The 17,069-nt window shown below is 48.4% G+C and carries 13 protein-coding genes; 6 read left to right on the forward strand and 7 right to left on the reverse strand.

Translation table 11 applies throughout. From position 1 onward, the window contains the following. Window positions 1-44 precede the first annotated feature (44 nt). The 3 genes from BM283_RS03030 to BM283_RS03040 are packed head-to-tail and all read right to left on the reverse strand — an operon-like array spanning window position 45 to window position 4,719. Complete coding sequence (locus BM283_RS03030) at window positions 45-467, reverse strand: acyl-CoA thioesterase (RefSeq protein ID WP_090689275.1); 423 nt, start codon at window positions 465-467, stop codon at window positions 45-47. A gap of 48 nt (window positions 468-515) precedes the next feature. Further along, on the reverse strand, window positions 516-2,342 hold the full coding sequence (locus BM283_RS03035; RefSeq protein ID WP_254776120.1) for an AMP-dependent synthetase/ligase: 1,827 nt from the start codon (window positions 2,340-2,342) through the stop codon (window positions 516-518). A gap of 52 nt (window positions 2,343-2,394) precedes the next feature. Next, window positions 2,395-4,719, reverse strand: coding sequence for an acyl-CoA dehydrogenase (locus tag BM283_RS03040; protein ID WP_217646419.1), 2,325 nt, complete (start codon window positions 4,717-4,719; stop codon window positions 2,395-2,397). Window positions 4,720-5,053: 334 nt separating this feature from the next. Between BM283_RS03040 and BM283_RS03045 the strand changes: the two genes are divergently transcribed. The 6 genes from BM283_RS03045 (at window position 5,054) to hpnA (ending at window position 10,451) form a co-directional block, all read left to right on the forward strand. Continuing rightward, the gene (locus tag BM283_RS03045; RefSeq protein WP_090689285.1) at window positions 5,054-5,962 is read left to right on the forward strand and encodes an MlaD family protein; all 909 of its coding nucleotides are present in this window, start codon (window positions 5,054-5,056) and stop codon (window positions 5,960-5,962) included. Beyond that, window positions 5,959-6,570, forward strand: a complete 612-nt coding sequence (locus BM283_RS03050; RefSeq protein WP_090689288.1) for an ABC-type transport auxiliary lipoprotein family protein — start codon at window positions 5,959-5,961, stop codon at window positions 6,568-6,570. Before BM283_RS03045 ends, BM283_RS03050 begins: the two co-directional genes overlap by 4 nt. Before the next feature lie 185 nt (window positions 6,571-6,755). Continuing rightward, window positions 6,756-6,899, forward strand: coding sequence for an LPS translocon maturation chaperone LptM (locus BM283_RS17910; RefSeq protein ID WP_139225177.1), 144 nt, complete (start codon window positions 6,756-6,758; stop codon window positions 6,897-6,899). Next, window positions 6,896-8,152, forward strand: a complete 1,257-nt coding sequence (gene lysA, locus BM283_RS03055) for a diaminopimelate decarboxylase (protein WP_090689291.1) — start codon at window positions 6,896-6,898, stop codon at window positions 8,150-8,152. The genes BM283_RS17910 and lysA overlap by 4 nt, the downstream gene beginning before the upstream one ends. A 65-nt stretch (window positions 8,153-8,217) precedes the next feature. Continuing rightward, window positions 8,218-9,279 (forward strand): phytoene/squalene synthase family protein, encoded by a 1,062-nt coding sequence (locus BM283_RS03060; protein WP_254776122.1) that lies wholly within the window; start codon window positions 8,218-8,220, stop codon window positions 9,277-9,279. A 185-nt stretch (window positions 9,280-9,464) separates the two neighbouring features. Then, window positions 9,465-10,451: a hopanoid-associated sugar epimerase gene (gene hpnA, locus BM283_RS03065; protein ID WP_090689295.1), complete on the forward strand. Its 987-nt coding sequence runs from the start codon at window positions 9,465-9,467 to the stop codon at window positions 10,449-10,451. 4 nt (window positions 10,452-10,455) lie between these two features. Here the strand turns inward: hpnA and BM283_RS03070 are convergent, their stop codons facing one another. From BM283_RS03070 to BM283_RS03085, 4 genes are all read right to left on the reverse strand, one after another. Next, window positions 10,456-11,604, reverse strand: a complete 1,149-nt coding sequence (locus BM283_RS03070) for a class I SAM-dependent RNA methyltransferase (RefSeq protein ID WP_090689298.1) — start codon at window positions 11,602-11,604, stop codon at window positions 10,456-10,458. 218 nt (window positions 11,605-11,822) lie between these two features. Continuing rightward, window positions 11,823-14,630: an Hsp70 family protein gene (locus BM283_RS03075; protein ID WP_090689301.1), complete on the reverse strand. Its 2,808-nt coding sequence runs from the start codon at window positions 14,628-14,630 to the stop codon at window positions 11,823-11,825. Continuing rightward, window positions 14,627-16,477, reverse strand: a complete 1,851-nt coding sequence (locus tag BM283_RS03080) for an Hsp70 family protein (protein WP_090689304.1) — start codon at window positions 16,475-16,477, stop codon at window positions 14,627-14,629. The genes BM283_RS03075 and BM283_RS03080 overlap by 4 nt, the downstream gene beginning before the upstream one ends. Further along, entirely contained in the window at window positions 16,474-17,046 is a 573-nt protein-coding gene (locus BM283_RS03085; protein WP_090689306.1) for a DUF2760 domain-containing protein, read from the reverse strand. The genes BM283_RS03080 and BM283_RS03085 overlap by 4 nt, the downstream gene beginning before the upstream one ends. Window positions 17,047-17,069: the final 23 nt, after the last annotated feature.

The following is a 17,069-nucleotide window of genomic DNA, read 5'->3' on the forward strand; positions in this document are numbered from 1 at the left end:
ATTCTCGTTATTGATTTATTGATGAGAGTGATGAGTGCGCTGCACTATTCCTGCGGTACTACCCTTGGCCGCCGGTCTGCATCAATCGCCACGTAAGTTAGTACCGCTTCGGTTACTTTGATACAAATCTCTTGTCCACCTTCCCGTGTACCACGTTGCGCATAGACCGATACATCAACAGTAATAGAGGTGCGCCCTATTTTGATAATATTGGCGTAGAAACTAACGATATCGCCTACAAACACAGGTTGCTTAAATACAAAGGAATTGACAGCCACCGTTGCGACGCGTCCTCGTGCTCGCCGGATGGCGGGAATGCTGCCCGCAATATCGACTTGCGACATGATCCAGCCACCGAAAATATCACCAGCGTAATTGGTATCCGATGGCATCGGTACCGTGCGCAAGATGGGCTGACTTTCTGGCAAGGAAACGTGTCGTGCGGGATCATACGGAATGTTTGGCATTACTGACTCATAACAAGTTAGAGGTAGTTTAAAGAGAATTCATTTTGGTCAGTGCCCCGCGTATAAGCGCTCGATCTCAGTCTTGTAGCGCTCCAGAATTTTTGACCGCTTCAATTTCAGAGTAGGTGTCAGCATTTCATTTGCCACTGTCCACGGCTCATGGATTAAAGCTACACGATATACTTGGGCATACCCTGGAAATTCATGGATTTGCTGGCCAATCATCTCCAATACAATTTCTTCTGCTTGCTCATTTTTCGCCAGTTGCTGCGGGTCGGTTGACACTTGGCACTGGGCAGCAACACTTTCCAAGCCACGCCTGCTCAGTACCACCAATGCACTCAAATAAGAGCGTCCTTCACCAATGATCATAACTTGCTCGAACAGAGGATTTCGCAAAATAGCCGCTTCCATATCGGCTGGGGGCACCTTTTCACCCGTGGAGGTCACGATAATATCTTTTATACGTCCAGTAATTGTGATGTACCCTTGTTCATCGATACTGGCAATATCCCCCGAATTCAGCCAACCATCATCAGAAATGATTGCTCGGGTCGCTTCCGGATTATTCCAGTAGCCAAGCATGACATTAGGGCCGCGAATCAGCAGGTCACCGTGCTCTCCGAGCTTGACTTCCACCCCCGGGATAGGCAAACCCACACTGGAGGGCAAGTTATTAGCCAGGCGATTAGCACAAACCACTGGACTTGTTTCTGTCATCCCATACCCTTGCAATATCGGTAATCCTAAGCCAATGAAGACACGTGAAATCTCAGGCGAGAGCGCTGCTCCCCCACTTAGCGCCAACTGTAGCCGCCCACCCAGCTTATCCATCAGTTTACGTGCTACCAGCTTATCCAGCAATGGCCATAGCAAATGAGACCAGTGCCAGGAATCACGCCCTTGCTGATGCTCAAATCGGCTGTAACCGACTTCTACCGCCAGATTGAACAGTTTTTTAGCTAGCGCTGGCCCCTCATCCAATTTGGCGCGTATGCCTGCATATACTCGCTCATAGATACGTGGCACCGAAACCAGGACAGATGGACGAATTGTGAGCAAATCCTCCTGCAACTGTTGAATCGAGCGAGCATAAGCGATGGTGGCGCCACACATCATGGGCACATAATAGCCAGCTGTGCGCTCAAATGTATGAGACAGGGGCAAAAACGAAAGCAGCAGATCATCGGATGTCACGTTCACGACCTGAGCAGAAGCGTATGCATTGGTCAGGATATTATGATGGCTGAGCATCACGCCTTTGGGATGCCCCGTTGTGCCCGAAGTATAGATGATCGTTACCAGTGCATGCGGGTCGTTAGTCTGATGAGGGATATCGCCCGCTTGCTCCGGCAACCACTTGCTCATCGCGATCACCCGATCGTCTACCTGAATTGCCTCCTGCTCGGACAAAGTAATGATTACGATACGCAACAATTTGCTGAGGTGCTCCTGTTTTACCAGAGAAAATGCTTCCCATTGCGCCAATTCCTCTACTAACAGCAGCTTAACACCAGCATTCTGCAGGCAGTAAGCTGCATTTTCAGCACGATCCTCTGTGTAAAGCGGCACCACCACCAAACCCAATCCAATCGCTGCCTGTTCGAACATTATCCACTGGTGGCAATTTCGCGACATCACCGCGACCCGATCGCCAGGAGTCAAGTTTTCCCGCGACAAGGCAGTTTGCCAGCGCATGACTCCTTGTGCCATCTCAGACCAAGTGTAATCACGCCATTTCTCACTCGCCACATCAAAATCGCGATAAGCCACTGATTCGGCAGAGCGACGTACTCGTTCTTTGAATAAGCCATCCAGGGTTTTAGCCACTTCTACCGGAATGACATCTGTCTTGCTGTGCGGATGATTTGCCACGTTTTCTCCCTGTTTATATTGACCATACTGTTCGTAGAAATTCTGCCCTGTTTTATGATGTCGTATCTGTTGCTTTCCCAAAATCAGGCGGAAAATCATCGACCATAATCACGCGACGTCGCAAGACCTTCATTTTTTCGAGTAATGCCGCTTCTTCTTGATTAATAATACCGCGCTCCAGTGCCTCGGTTACTCTCCTATCTTTGGATGAAGTCAATTGGCCTGTCTTAATAGCGTTGCGCAATTTTATCTCGATGGCGTCGCATGCCACGGCACATTCCATAGCCTGCTCAAGATGCGCCAAAGGCTCTTTGTCAGCTGTAGGAACATACATTCCTGCTGTCAGACGATCACGCACTTCACCAGGCTCCAGAATCAGTCGAGCAACTGTATGCGAAAGTGCATCGGAGGGTGGTGCAAACCGCATCCCTAATGGGAACACCAGTATTCGCATCATCCAATGCATCAACCAGTTTCCCGGAAAGTTCTTCAGCAATTCATCGAAGGTTTGCTGAATACGATAGCGTGCATCCTGGATTGACCAATGCAACAGCGGCAAATCTGCAACAGGTCGTCCCTCATCTTCAAAACGCTTCAGTGTTGCAGAGCACAAATACAGCATACTGAGAATATCGCCGAGTCGTGCAGATATCCTTTCCTTCCGTTTGAGTGCTCCGCCCAGCTTTAGCATGGCAATATCGGTCACTAAAGCAAACGCAGCGGAAAAGCGCGTCAATTGCCGGTAATAATCGGCGGTATCATTCAAAACACCCTCTGGTACTCCTTTAATATATTTGCTGCCTAAACCGAAGAAAAAACTTCGCAAGATATTACGCAGACTAAAGCCAATATGTCCCATCAGTGCCCGATCAAATGCAACCGAAGCCTGTTTTTTGTCCGGATCATTCGCTGCATTGATTTCTTGTAATACATAGGGATGGCCACGTATTGCACCCTGACCGAAAATGATCATATTGCGCGTCAAAATATTGGCACCTTCGACCGTAATACCGACTGGAATCTGCTGATAAGTGCGGGCTAAATAGTTGCTTGGCCCCATACAAATGCCTTTGCCACCGTGGATATCCATGGCATCATTAATCGCCTGACGGCTACGCTCGGTCAAATGATATTTAACGATAGCTGAAATCACCGATGGTTTTTCACCGAGATCCACTGCACCAGCAGTCATGACTCTGGCCGCATCCATCATGTAGGTGTTGCCAGCAATGCGTGCCAGCACTTCTTCCACTCCTTCAAAGAACCCAATAGGGGTCTTAAATTGCACGCGCACCCGACCGTATGCACCACCTGTGCGGGCAGCCAGTTTGGCTGCCCCGGTACTGGTAGCGGGCAGGGAAATCGACCGTCCGGCAGCCAGGCAGTTCATCAACATCCGCCAGCCGTTACCCACTCCCTCATGTCCACCGATTACCCACTCCATGGGAATGAATACATCCTTGCCAGAATTTGGACCATTCTGAAACGCTCCGTTCAACGGAAAATGACGACGGCCGATATTCACACCTGGCGTTTGAGTAGGAATTAAAGCCAGGGTAATACCCAGATCTTCTTGATCGCCAAATAATTTATCTGGATCACGTAGCCTGAAGGCCAATCCCAGGATAGTGGCAACCGGCCCCAACGTAATGTAACGTTTCTCCCAGGTAACGCGCATGCCGAGCACATCTTGCTGACCGTTATACTCACCTCGACATACAATTCCCAGATCAGGGATGGATCCAGCATCAGAACCTGCTTCTGGTCCGGTCAAGGCAAAACAAGGCACTTCAATACCTTTCGCCAAACGAGGTAGATAATAGTTTTTCTGCTCCTCAGTCCCGTAATGCAATAGTAATTCAGCTGGACCCAACGAATTGGGCACCATGACCGTTACAGCTGCCGTGTTACTGCGCGAGCCGATTTTCATCACTACCTCAGAATGCGCCAATGCCGAAAAGCCATACCCTTCATATTCCTTCGGAATAATCAAACCGAAGAATCCATTATCTTTAATGAATTGCCAGACATGGGGTGGCAAATCATAGCGCTCGTGGGTAATATGCCATTCATCCAGCATCGTACAAAGTTGCTCAACGGGACCATCCAGAAATGCTTTTTCCTCCGGGCTGAGCGTAGGTTTGGGATAAGCCAGTAATTTGTGCCAATCTGGTCTACCGCTAAACAGATCTCCCTCCCACCACACTGTCCCTGCATCGAGCGCCTCCCGCTCAGTCTGTGAAATCTGAGGAAGAATTTTGCGGAAAATTTTCAATATAAAATTGGAAACAAGGTTACGACGCAAAAAGGGGATCACCAGAATGATGGCTATGATCCCTATTAACGAAAAAATTAGCAGTAAAAATGACTCAAGCATCTTTTTTCCTGTAAGAATTGAGAGTCTGATTACACTACCGCAGAAAATACTTGTGTCAAGTATTACTGCGCTGAAGTTCTCAATGGTCTATCAAAATCCCTTTGAGGTGTTGTAAAATCGACTCATTCCATTTCTAAATCAAATATGACGCGAAGGCGAGCCACAGACAGTATCAATCATACGGCAAGATGAAGCCGACAAAGTCAGTTGTCAGTTTTGATTTAAAAATGGAATCAGATCATAAACAAAATAATAAGTGTCAATATCTCACTGACCTCTTCACTTGGTGTCATAATACCTATATCTATCAGCAATCATCTCATTAGGACTGTAAATGGAAAACCGGGCCCATGCACTTGCAGCGGGTTTATTCGTCATTATCCTGGGCATGGCAGCGGCAGCCGCTATCATGTGGTTTAGCGACCAGAAGATACTGCACGACCACTATATTCTGGTATCGAAAGAAGGTTCCGTGGCAGGATTGAATCCTGAATCCTCAGTTCGTTTTCGTGGTGTCCCTGTCGGCAAGGTCGAAAACATCAGGTTCGACCCACAGAATCCGAATCTGATCTTAATACGCATCGCCGTGCGTAGCCATGTCGTTTTTCCAAAAAATATCTATGCACAATTATCTACTCTGGGAATTACTGGACTTGCCTTTATCGAAATGAATATTGAGGGGAAAGAGCCTTCGGATGAACTCCTCTCCCCTGATGAACGTATTCCTCTGCGCCCTTCTTTTGTCAAAGAACTTTCCACCTCACTAGAAGATTTAGTCAATAATTCCAACCATGCCATCAAACGCATCAATTCTTTGTTAAATGAACAGAATCAGGAGCAAATCCATACTATTCTGACTGGTCTTGTCCAGGCGATCCGCCGTTACGATAGTTTGGCAGATCAGCTACAATCAGGCATTCAATCTCTACCTGATTTAACTTCCGAGGTTGGACTTGTGTTTAAGCAGACCAATCAGCTCTTTTCAGATATCAATCAAACTCTGGGAAAAATCAACCGACAAAACGGTCTGGCAGATAACTTGACACAGAATAGCCGGGAACTTACTGATACTTTACTAAAATTACGAGAAGTCAGCACAGCCATTACAGAAAGCTCCTACCATATCAACCGTATGATACTTAAATTAGAAGAACAGCCGCAAAGCTTACTATTTGGTAGCCGTCCTACTTTACCTGGCCCCGGAGAAAACGGTTTTGTGCCGCCACGGAAGATCATGCCATGATCCAATTCGCTATTAAATTCGCTATCGTATTTTTACTGCTTGCTGGCTGTTCACTAGCACCGCAAAAAAATTCTCCGGTAACCGTCTATGATTTTGGCCTGCAACGCCCTGCAGAGCAGAGCAATCCAGCTCCCTTTAACACAAGTATTTTCGTAGCAGAGATTAAAGCTCCTGTATGGTTGGATAACTCAGCAATCCAGTATCGATTTGCCTACCATGATCCGGCACGATCCTATGCCTATGCCGACAGTCGTTGGGCTGCCTCACCAGCCAAACTGCTTACTCTGCGAATTAAAGATCACCTCATTACCCGGAATGGTATGATCAGTAGCCATGACGGCTTAAAGGCAGACTATGCTTTATACATCGAACTCGTGGAATTTACTCAGGTATTTGATAAACCAGACAATAGCCTGGCTATCATTCGCTTGCGCGCTAGCTTGATCGAACGAAATTCACGCTTATTACTCGCCCAAGAAAACTTCTCTAGCGAACAAGCCGCTCCGTCGGCTGATGCTGCTGGCGCGGTCGCTGCTTTCATTTCAGCAAGTGATGCTGTATCGGACAAATTAAGCCAATGGCTTATTCCATTTCTCAATCAAAAATGACGCGGATGCAAGCCGCAGACAGTATCAATCATACAGCAAGGCGAAGCCGACAAAATCAGTTTTGATTTAGAAATTTAATGACGATAGATTTTATAGATGCAACCAAGCAAAATAAGATGAACAAAATTTCATTTCACATCTTTCTGTGACGCACTTATGATAATATCCGTCACTTTTAACTTTATATGCATCACGTGCGCCTACTGTATATCGCTGCTTTCATATCCTTCTGGTTGACTGCTTGTGGAACAAAAGGGCCGCTCTATCTTCCCCCCAAAGAATCTCCTCCAGCATCACAACCGTCTGAGGAGACACAAAAAAATCAATGAGCAAATTTACATCCTTTACCTATCAACATGATCAACTTTTCGCCGAATCGGCGTCCTTGATCGAGATTGCCAAAGAATTTGGCACGCCCTGCTATGTTTATTCTCGTGCCGCGTTGATGGCTGCTTATCAAGAATTCGATCGCGCCTTCGCTGGGCGGGATCATCTCATTTGCTATGCAGTCAAAGCCAACTCCAATCTCGCCATCCTCAATATTCTTGCCCGTCTAGGGAGTGGGTTTGATATTGTTTCCGGCGGCGAATTGCAACGAGTATTAAAAGCGGGTGGAGATCCCCAAAAAATTGTGTTTTCAGGTGTGGGGAAAAATCAGGATGAAATGCGTGCAGCCCTTACTGCAGGTATTCTTTGTTTCAATGTCGAATCAGAAATGGAGTTACTGAATCTTAACCAGCTGGCGAAGGAAATGAACAAAATTGCGCCAGTAAGCCTTCGAGTTAACCCCGACGTTGATGCTAAAACTCATCCTTATATCTCGACGGGTCTCAAAGAAAATAAATTCGGTATTCCCATGGCGGAAGCAGAGCGGATTTATCATACTGCCGCACATGAACTGACTCACGTTCGCATCACCGGTCTGGATTGCCATATTGGCTCGCAGCTCACCGAAATCGACCCATTCATCGAAGCCATTAGCAAAATGCTGGCCCTACTGGACCGTTTGGAGAACCAAGGTATACATATTGAACATCTGGATCTGGGCGGTGGGCTGGGTATTCGTTATCACCAGGAATCGCCTCCACCCATTAAAGATTATGTCACCGCGCTATGTAGCCGTGTTGGGCAGCGTAAGCAACGCATGCTTATTGAGCCTGGCCGCTCATTAGTGGGCAATACTGGTTTACTGCTGACGCGTGTTGAATATCTTAAACATGCTCCCCATCGAAATTTTGCTATTGTGGACGCTGCAATGAATGATCTGATGCGCCCAGCACTGTATGATGCCTACCATGAGATATTGCCGGTCGTTAAAAAATCTGGTGAAGTTAACACTTATCAGGTGGTAGGGCCTGTCTGTGAGACAGGAGATTTTCTGGGGCACGATCGCCAGCTAAGCTTAACCCAAGATGATTTACTGGCTGTCATGTCAGCCGGTGCCTATGGAATGAGTATGAGCTCAAATTACAATACTCGGCCACGGGCAGCAGAAATCATGGTGGATGGTCATGCTATCCATTTGATTCGTGCACGAGAAACAATCGAACAACTTATTGCTCCTGAAAAGATACTGGACTGAAATCAGCTATGAATCAGTATAAATAAACTTATTGTTTTTTCACAGTTAGCTGCCTAGATCGATTTATGACGACTTATACCATGGCCCACCCTGCCAGCATTGAAGATAATCACTACCAGGAGCACATTCTGCAAGGGGTTTCCCGTACCTTTGCGCTAACCATTCCACAACTTCCCCCCTCACTCTATCCAGTCATCGGCAATGCTTATTTATTGTGCCGTATTGTAGATACCGTGGAAGACGATAATGGCTTATCTTCTGAGCAAACCCGCAAGTTTGCCGAAATGTTTATCCAGGTTGTCAGCGGAAAGGTCGCAGCTGAAGCATTCGCAGAAGCCTTATTTCCCCTGCTTTCTGATCACACCATTCCTGCCGAACATGATCTGATCAAAAATACGCCTGCGGTCATCCGCATTACGCATAGCTTCAACCCCACTCAACGCAAGGCATTGGAGCGTTGTGTCCGCATCATGGGACAAGGCATGGCTGATTATCAGGATACCGAGTCGCTGGCAGGATTAAAGGATCTAGCCGCCCTGAATCAGTATTGTTACCACGTTGCGGGGGTGGTAGGAGAAATGTTGACCGAACTGTTTTGTGATTATTCGGAAGAAATCAACCTCAATAAACCCGCTCTCATGAAATTGGCCGTTTCCTTCGGCCAAGGGCTGCAAATGACCAATATCCTGAAAGATATCTGGGAAGATAGAAAGCGCGGCGCATGCTGGTTACCGCAAGATATCTTCAGGGAAAAAGGGTTTGATCTTAATGAGCTGCAACCAGGATGTACGGATCCACGTTTTGATGAGGGTCTCGGCGTATTAATTGGCATTGCCAAAGCGCATTTACGTAATGCGCTGACTTATACCTGCATGATCCCGCCCAAAGAAACGGGGATACGCCGCTTCTGCCTGTGGGCATTGGGTATGGCCGTTCTGACGCTGAATAAAATCGATCAGAATCGTTCTTTCATTCAAGGTGAGCAAGTCAAGATTTCGCGCAAGAGTGTCAAAGCCACTGTGCTGATTACCAGTGCATTAGCCCGCCAGGATTGGGCATTGCAATGGATATTTGCATTGACTTCGCGACATCTGCCAGAAGTTGATCTTCTGGGTAAGAAAGTGTAGAAGAATCGCTCGCTTTTAATTCCATTTTCAAATCAAACATGACTTGGAGGCGAACCGTAGACAGTATCAATCATACGGCAGAGAAATGCCAACAAAGTGAATTTTGATTTATAAATGGAATAACAGGATGGAGAGAACGAAAATAAGCTTAACTTCATATTTTCTGTAACGGTTTAAGGTCCACTATGAAATCTCTGGTAACAGGTGCAAATGGTTTCGTTGGTTCAGCAGTGGTGAGATGCTTACTAGCAGCCGGTCATGAGGTTCGTGCATTTGTCAGGCCAGGAAGTGACCGGCGCAATGTGATGAAACTCCCCATCGAGATCGCAGAAGGCGATCTACGCGATGCCACCTCATTAAAGCGCGCGGTAACAGGCTGCAACTATCTGTTCCATGTCGCAGCAGATTACCGCTTGTGGGTCCCCAATCCGGCTATCATGTACGACATCAATGTCAATGGCACCAAAGCGCTGATTCTTGCAGGCGCAGAAGCAGGCATGGAACGCATGGTGTATACCAGTAGCGTAGCCACGTTAGGATTGAATCCAAACAGCGAACCCGCTGATGAAGAAACCTTCTCCGATTTGGCCTCTATCGCTGGACACTACAAGCGCTCCAAATTTCTGGCTGAGCAAATGGTGCAACAACTCGTGTGCGAGCATCAGTTCCCGTTAGTCATTGTCAATCCATCCACTCCTATCGGCCCGCGCGATGTCAAACCTACTCCCACAGGACGCATCGTGCTCGATACGCTGCGCGGGAAAATGCCGGCCTATGTCGATACCGGACTGAATGTCGCCCATGTTGATGACATTGCGCATGGCCACCTGCTCGCTTGTAAAAAAGGAAAATGCGGAGAGCGTTATATTCTGGGGGGCGACAACATGACGTTGCTGCAAATTCTCCAAACCATCGATACCATCACCGGTAAGCCTACCAAGCGCAGAAGCATCCCTGTCAAGCTGATGCTGCCGCTCGCGCATACTATGGAGATGGTCGCCAAACTCACCAAAACCGAACCGCGCGCGACGGTTGATAGTATTCATATGGCCAAAAAGAAAATGTTTTTCTCCAGCGCAAAGGCGGCACGTGAACTGGGTTATCAATCCCGCCCCGCTGTGGAAGGGATTCAAGACGCAATCGATTGGTTTAAAAGTGCAAATTATTGTTAAAAGCTTATTTTCTTAATATCGCCAGTGTTTCAACATGCGGGGTATGGGGAAATAGATCGACCAACTGAATCTCGCCAATCGACCAGCCTTTTTTTGAGAAAGACCAGGCATCGCGGGCAAATGTCTCAGGATCGCAGGAGATATAGTAAATTGTCTTCAACGAAACAAAATGCTCAAAAAAATCCTTCATGTTTTTAAGACCTGCGCGTGGTGGATCGAGTACGAGGGTATCGGCATCTGCAATACTTTTTCTCAAGATTTTCCAGATAAACGGCTTAAATAGATCGACCGGGCGTGCATCTACTTTGGGCAGATTCTTTGTGCGGAGTTGCTTGATGGCATCGAGCCCTACTTCATACGCAATGATTCCGCTGCATTCCGATTCAGCAATCACTTCGGTGAAATTACCTGAGCCACAAAATAACTCGATGACTTTACCGACACGGGGGTTTTCATTGAGTTTGCTACGCAACCAGGATTTGATCCATTCATTTTGCGCACTATTACCCTGCTTAAAAGGTCGTTTCTGATTGAGCTGAATATTTTCAGCTGGCAAATCATCATCAATATCGATGAAATTCCAATCATAGCCAGTGCCAGGTACCCACTCTTCGCGCGGCAAACTCCTGAGCATGCCTTGCAGAAGATTCCTACATGTGTCGTTCAGCACGATACAATCCTTTACCGGGGCAATTTTATGGGACCCTTCAGCCACAAAACCTAATTTCTCACCATCAGTTTTCACCTGAAAGCGATTGCGATAACCATATAAAAAAGGGGAAGGATGCACTGGAGGGATGTTCCATTGCTCCATAGCGAACCCGATTCTCTTCATGGCATAAATCAAACGGTTTCGTTTTTGCTCAAGCTGGCTTTCATAATTCGCAATCATCCAGGGACAGCCCGAACAAGCTTCTTCGCTAATACCAAGAAAAGCACAGGCAGGCGGCTGCCTTTGGTCAGATGGTTTAATGAGTCGAACCAGCCTGGCGTAGCCGTATTTCTTGTTATGCAACGGCCGGTCGATAACTTCAAATTCACCCAAATCTCCGGGCCAGGTGCCAAACACAAAATAGGAAATATTTTCCTCTTCGCTTTTAACTACCCCTAGCCCTTTTTGTGACAAATGGGTCACTTCCCCTGTGAATTTCATCTAATAATCAGTAGTGATAGGATTAATTTCTAAAATTTATTCTTATTCCATTTCTAAATCAAAACTGACTTTGTCAGCTTCACCTTGCGGTATGATTGATACTGTCTGCCGCTCGCCTTCCGTCATTTTCGATTTGGAAATGGAATTAGCCGCGCCCTTGGTGTCAGGGCAGGCTCTGGGATTGCACCTGTGCACGCTTACAATTTTAATGCACCAGGTTAATGTACCAGGCGCAGCCCGGGCGGCAGGGATTCACCATACATACTCCGCTCGTCGGTTTCCTGGAGTTCAGTGGGATGCTCAACCATCTCAATCCATGATGCTGGACATTTCGCTTGTTGTAAATGTTGGATAATTTGCGCACGCAGCTCTGGTGAAATATCCCGTTCCCGATCTCCACTCATGCGTGCCAGCATGGTAGCGGCAAAGGCGGCAGGGCGAATCTTTTTCCAGTCCAATTTGATCGCCCTTTGCAGCCAATTGGCGGCAATCTCTGCCGGCACAACATTATGTACACTGCCATAAAACGGTACTCTTGCCCCAATACGTCCTACCGCCCACCAAGTTTGCAGTGATTCGGATGCTTTTTGCAGGCGCTCCAACAACCATTCGCCTACTTCGATTTTACGTGCTGTGGGTAAACGTTCCAATGTTGCGACCAGGCGTACCATATCATCATAGCCTTGAGGCTTTGCTCCCGGTGACCGTTTCCGGGCGCGCTTGCTTAAAGGTTGCAGGTCATAAGCAATATCATCAAGAATCTGGCATTGAGCCGGCTCGCTTAGCCCACCACTCACGCGCCGCCACAAAATCCACCATTCCGCCCATACTGCTGCTTCGGTTATATATTGCAACCCTTGCTCATAAATGGACCATAACTGTTGCACCCGCCAATCATCAAGCGGATAACCAAACCCAGGGCGTAAACAAAAGCCAATCAAATTAAACCATAATCTTTCATGGGCAGCGGAATAACGACGGCGCTGGCCACATTCCCATAGTGTGCCGAATAATTCCCGCAATAAAGCGGTATCCCAATCCTCGCGCTTGCCTAAAATCTTTTCCAGATCAAACCGTAAGGTTTTTATGGCTTTGGGGCTGATCTTCTTTGATGGGGGCCCATAAACCAAACTGAGCAGCTCACTTGCTTCCGCAAAACGAGGGTGTAAGGTACTGGACATACTCGATATGAGCCCACCCTTGCCGCCACGCAATTGAAACTCCAGCTTCCAGCGCTGTGAAGGTTTATCCTGGGCAACACAGGCCATCTCAAGCGTACCGACTTCAGTCAAGGTAGTTTGTAGCTGCACTGGCACTTCAGCCGTTTGCGACCGTGCCACATCCTTATCCTGAGTGAGTACCGTGGCGGTGGGAGGTAGCGGCGTAAACATGATGTCATCCAGGGTAACGATATCTCCCGGCTGGAAGGTGGCATCATTAATGGATGAAACAAGATGAAAACGCACGGGCTCACCAATCCGTAAGGCAAAATTACGTTCAGTTAATTGGACCGGTTGGCCTTCTTCTGTGCCACGCGGCAAGATACACACCGCTTGCTGCGCTTCTTGTTCTGCTGCAACCTGGATAAAATAACTTCGTGCTGACCCCCCACCAATTCGGATACCCTGACCATGGCGTGCCATCGCGTAAGCCACTGCGCCAGAAGCCACTGCAAGATCGGGCTGTGTGTTTAATAGTTGTTGCAACGGTGCACCACGCCACTGCGCCAATATACCCAGTAAGCGCTGGGATAATAAGGTGCTGTTAAAAATGCCGCCATTGAGCAAAATAGCATCCGGAATCGGAATACGGTCATCGAGCGGTGCCAATTCACTCAATGCCTCGCGCGAAGCCTGAGCATGCAGTGTGAGAAACGCAGCAATATGTCGACTGATGGCCGGGTCGGACACATAAGGCAATCCAAACTCAACGATACCGCCGCGCGTACGTTGCGGAAGCTCATCCACCGGTGTGATCGGTAAGAACCCATCCAACAGCATGCGGTGTACTGCCTCACGATTTAGTTCAGTTGAGCGCGCTCCACCAATCAGCTTGGCGCCTGTACCCAGAATGGTCACCATGATTTTTTCCGGCGCATCAGCATCCAGCAAGCGCTCCTTGGCATTACGGCATTGCTGCATCAGTTGCGACAGACTGGCTGCACTCAGCGGCGCACCTGGCGTAACCAGCTGTCTTTCCGCAATATGCGCCAGGGCCAGATCCATGTTATCACCCCCTAGCATAAGATGATTACCCACACCAATACGTGTCAGATGCACCTGGCCATTTTTGAGCGTGACCTTAATCAGGGTGAGATCTGTCGTGCCGCCGCCCACGTCACACACCAGAATCAGGCGGGTATCTGCTAATAAGGTATTCAGTTCCTGTTGATAGCGCGCAAGCCAGTCATAACAGGCAGCCTGCGGCTCTTCTACTAAACGTGCACTTGTAAGACCTGCCAAATGCGCAGCCTCCACCGTCAATGTCCTTGCCCCTTCATCAAAAGAGGCCGGGATGGTAATGACGACTTCCTGCTTTTCTAATGGATACTGAGGAAATTGATGGTTCCAGGCACTGCGTACATACGCCAGATAAGAGGCGCTGGCATGGACCGGCGAAATTTTGTCTATGCCTTCAGCCCCTCCCCATGGCAAAATCGGTGCCATGCGGTCTACCGCCGCATACGACAGCCAGCTCTTCGCACTGGCAACCAAACGACCCGGCACACGCGAACCCAGTTCACGGGCCAGTTCGCCAAATACCGCCTTGGGTTCCTGCGGATCGATGCGGTTTAACTGCCATGGCAGATGAAGATCGTGCTCGGCAAGCTCCCCTGCTGCAGGATGATAACGTAAAGAAGGTAATAACGGCTGCGCAGCTACTTCACCGAGTGCGATCAATTGTTCTATGTTAAATAATTCAGGCGTAGGCTCGGGCTCGTTCAGGTCGGCATAGGCCGCAACGGTATGAGTCGTGCCCAAATCGATACCGACGATATAGCGGGCGGGATGTTTTTCTTTACTCAAGGTTTGTTTTCCACACCGCCACGCACATCAAACTCTACTTTCCAATGTTCCCCTTTCGGCGATACCGCCTCAAGGTGCAGGGTACCCATTTCTGTGATAGCTGCTTGCAAATGTACCGGAACCACTTCTCCTGGCGAGTGATTCTCAGCAGGCAGGTTGATTTCGATTTCTTCCAGCTCCTCGATTTCTTCTGGCAACCACTCATTCAGCATCATGCCTGCTTGATCTTCACGCCGCACCGATGAACCGAAAAAGCGAAACCTTACCGGCTCACCGACAACCAGCCCAAACTCCTGGCTAGGTACTTCAGTACGTGTTCCTTCCTCCATGCCAAAAGGCGCAACACACAATATCTGGATAGGAGGCTCAATACCAGGAACCGCTGGCATGGCACTTTCCACCCCGATATAATATGATTTCGCGGTACCCCCGCGAATACGTACGCCCTGACCAAGTCTGACATAACCATAATAGGCGGCACCTTTCGCCACGGCGAGGTCTAAATCCGCACCTTTTAACAAGCGTATAGCAGGAGAATTCTCCTTTTGTAGCCAGCTATTGATTACCTCACTCACGCGTTCAGTCAGCACCGGCGCCTTAAACACGCCGCCATTGAACAGCACGGCTGTCGCGTGTAAAAAACTGGCTCCCTCTGCTGATGCATTTTCAAAACCTGTTAATTCTGCAGCAGCACCCGCCTGTCGCGTCAGAAATGCTGCTAAATGCCTGGTAATAGCGGCATCCTGCGCATAGGGTAATCCGAGTTTGGTCAATGCACCGCGTGGCCGGGAAACCAATTGTGCCGTTACTTCCACTTTTGGAAAAAAACCCTCCACAATGGTTTGTGTCACCTCAGCACGAGTTAATTCAGTGCGCAAAGTGCCGCCAATTAAACGTGAGCTCCGGCTGGGAACGACCACCGGGACTGTTTCCGCATCGGGATTATTGAGCAGGATTTCCTTCGCAGTACGGCATGAGTGAGTCAAGCCATGCAATTGCCACGGCTCAAGACGAGTGCCTTGATGAGCAAGTTTGGAACTGACCACATGGGCTAACGCCAGATCCATATTATCACCGCCCAGCAAGATATGATCTCCCACCGCGATACGCTGCAGGACAAGACTACCTTCCTGTTCAGTCACCGCAATCAAGGACAAATCAGTTGTCCCCCCACCCACGTCTATCACCAGAATGATATCACCGGGTTTCACCTGTTTACGCCAATCTCCTCCGGTCGCTTGTAACCAACTGTATAATGCGGCCTGTGGTTCTTCCAGGAGAAGAAATTGATCCAATCCAATCGCCCGCGCAGCTTCAGCAGTCAGATCCCGCGCGGCAGGATCAAAGGAGGCAGGGACAGTAATTGTCACCGACTGTTGTGTTAAAGGTGACTCAGGGTGTTGGTTATTCCATGCGTCACGCAAATCTTGCAGATAATGAATGGAAGCCTGCAAAGGTGAAATTTTTTCAATTTCATCGGGTGCGTCCAGTGGCAAGAGAGCTGAGCGTCGATCCACTCCCGGATGGCACAACCAGCTTTTTGCACTAGATACGACCCGTATTGGTGTACGCATCCCTTGACTACGTGCCAATTCACCCACGACATATTGCCGTTCGCTATCCCATGGCAGCATTAAATCATTTTGTGCAAACTCATCGGGATGAGGTAAGTATATAAAAGATGGGAGTAACGCCTTCTCTTCTACATTACCTGGCGAAGTCAGTTGGGGTATTCCCATGATTGCTTGCGCCACCGTTTCTCCCTGACTTTGCGCCAGATCCACACAGGATACGGCGCAATGGGTCGTGCCTAAATCAATACCTATGCTATATTTTGCTTCTTTCACAGTTCTATCTCTGCCGGAGCTAATACTTTCACATCATGACCTTCTGCGAGTTTTGGCAAGGTGATATTGTTAACCCGCCAGCCGCGGTGAACCAAAGTACCACTAAAGGGGGGCTGACCAACCACTTTACCCGTCAAACGAATAGCTGAGGCATCAAAGCCCGCGTGCAACGTTACTCGCGCACCTTCTTGTTCCTCGCGCACAGGTCCCGTCGTCATATGGTCATGCAAGACTTTCCGACACCCCTCGTGCACTACTCTGACGGCTGCACCAATATCCGCATCGGAAAACCGCGCAACATCTTCCTCTATAAAATCAATAAAACGACCCTCTTGCTGTAATAGTCCTAACAACTGCAGCGCCGAATCGGGTGGTGCTTCCTTCAGCAGCGGCGCCACTGCCTGAGGTCTGGCTTCGATGGGAGGTGTCTCACCGGCGGAAGCGGCGATTTCACCTTTACCTATGCGCAAGACGGCACCAGCAAATTCCTTATTAAAGAGGAAGCGAAAATAAACACCGAATGCGAGAAAAAATCGAATAAAAAATCCTGGTACAGCCGGCTCACTCATTGTCCTTTCCTTTTTATTTTCAA

Source organism: Nitrosomonas sp. Nm34 (assembly GCF_900113925.1).
Classification (GTDB): domain Bacteria; phylum Pseudomonadota; class Gammaproteobacteria; order Burkholderiales; family Nitrosomonadaceae; genus Nitrosomonas.

What these genes read in the sequence shown, in the direction of transcription:
- BM283_RS17910 (WP_139225177.1), top strand. Translation starts at nt 6,756, where the DNA reads ATGCATCACGTGCGCCTACTGTATATCGCTGCTTTCATATCCTTCTGG.
- BM283_RS03040 (WP_217646419.1), bottom strand. Translation starts at nt 4,719, where the DNA reads ATGCTTGAGTCATTTTTACTGCTAATTTTTTCGTTAATAGGGATCATA.
- BM283_RS03050 (WP_090689288.1), top strand. Translation starts at nt 5,959, where the DNA reads ATGATCCAATTCGCTATTAAATTCGCTATCGTATTTTTACTGCTTGCT.
- BM283_RS03070 (WP_090689298.1), bottom strand. Translation starts at nt 11,604, where the DNA reads ATGAAATTCACAGGGGAAGTGACCCATTTGTCACAAAAAGGGCTAGGG.
- hpnA (WP_090689295.1), top strand. Translation starts at nt 9,465, where the DNA reads ATGAAATCTCTGGTAACAGGTGCAAATGGTTTCGTTGGTTCAGCAGTG.
- BM283_RS03045 (WP_090689285.1), top strand. Translation starts at nt 5,054, where the DNA reads ATGGAAAACCGGGCCCATGCACTTGCAGCGGGTTTATTCGTCATTATC.
- BM283_RS03085 (WP_090689306.1), bottom strand. Translation starts at nt 17,046, where the DNA reads ATGAGTGAGCCGGCTGTACCAGGATTTTTTATTCGATTTTTTCTCGCA.
- lysA (WP_090689291.1), top strand. Translation starts at nt 6,896, where the DNA reads ATGAGCAAATTTACATCCTTTACCTATCAACATGATCAACTTTTCGCC.
- BM283_RS03030 (WP_090689275.1), bottom strand. Translation starts at nt 467, where the DNA reads ATGCCAAACATTCCGTATGATCCCGCACGACACGTTTCCTTGCCAGAA.
- BM283_RS03060 (WP_254776122.1), top strand. Translation starts at nt 8,218, where the DNA reads ATGACGACTTATACCATGGCCCACCCTGCCAGCATTGAAGATAATCAC.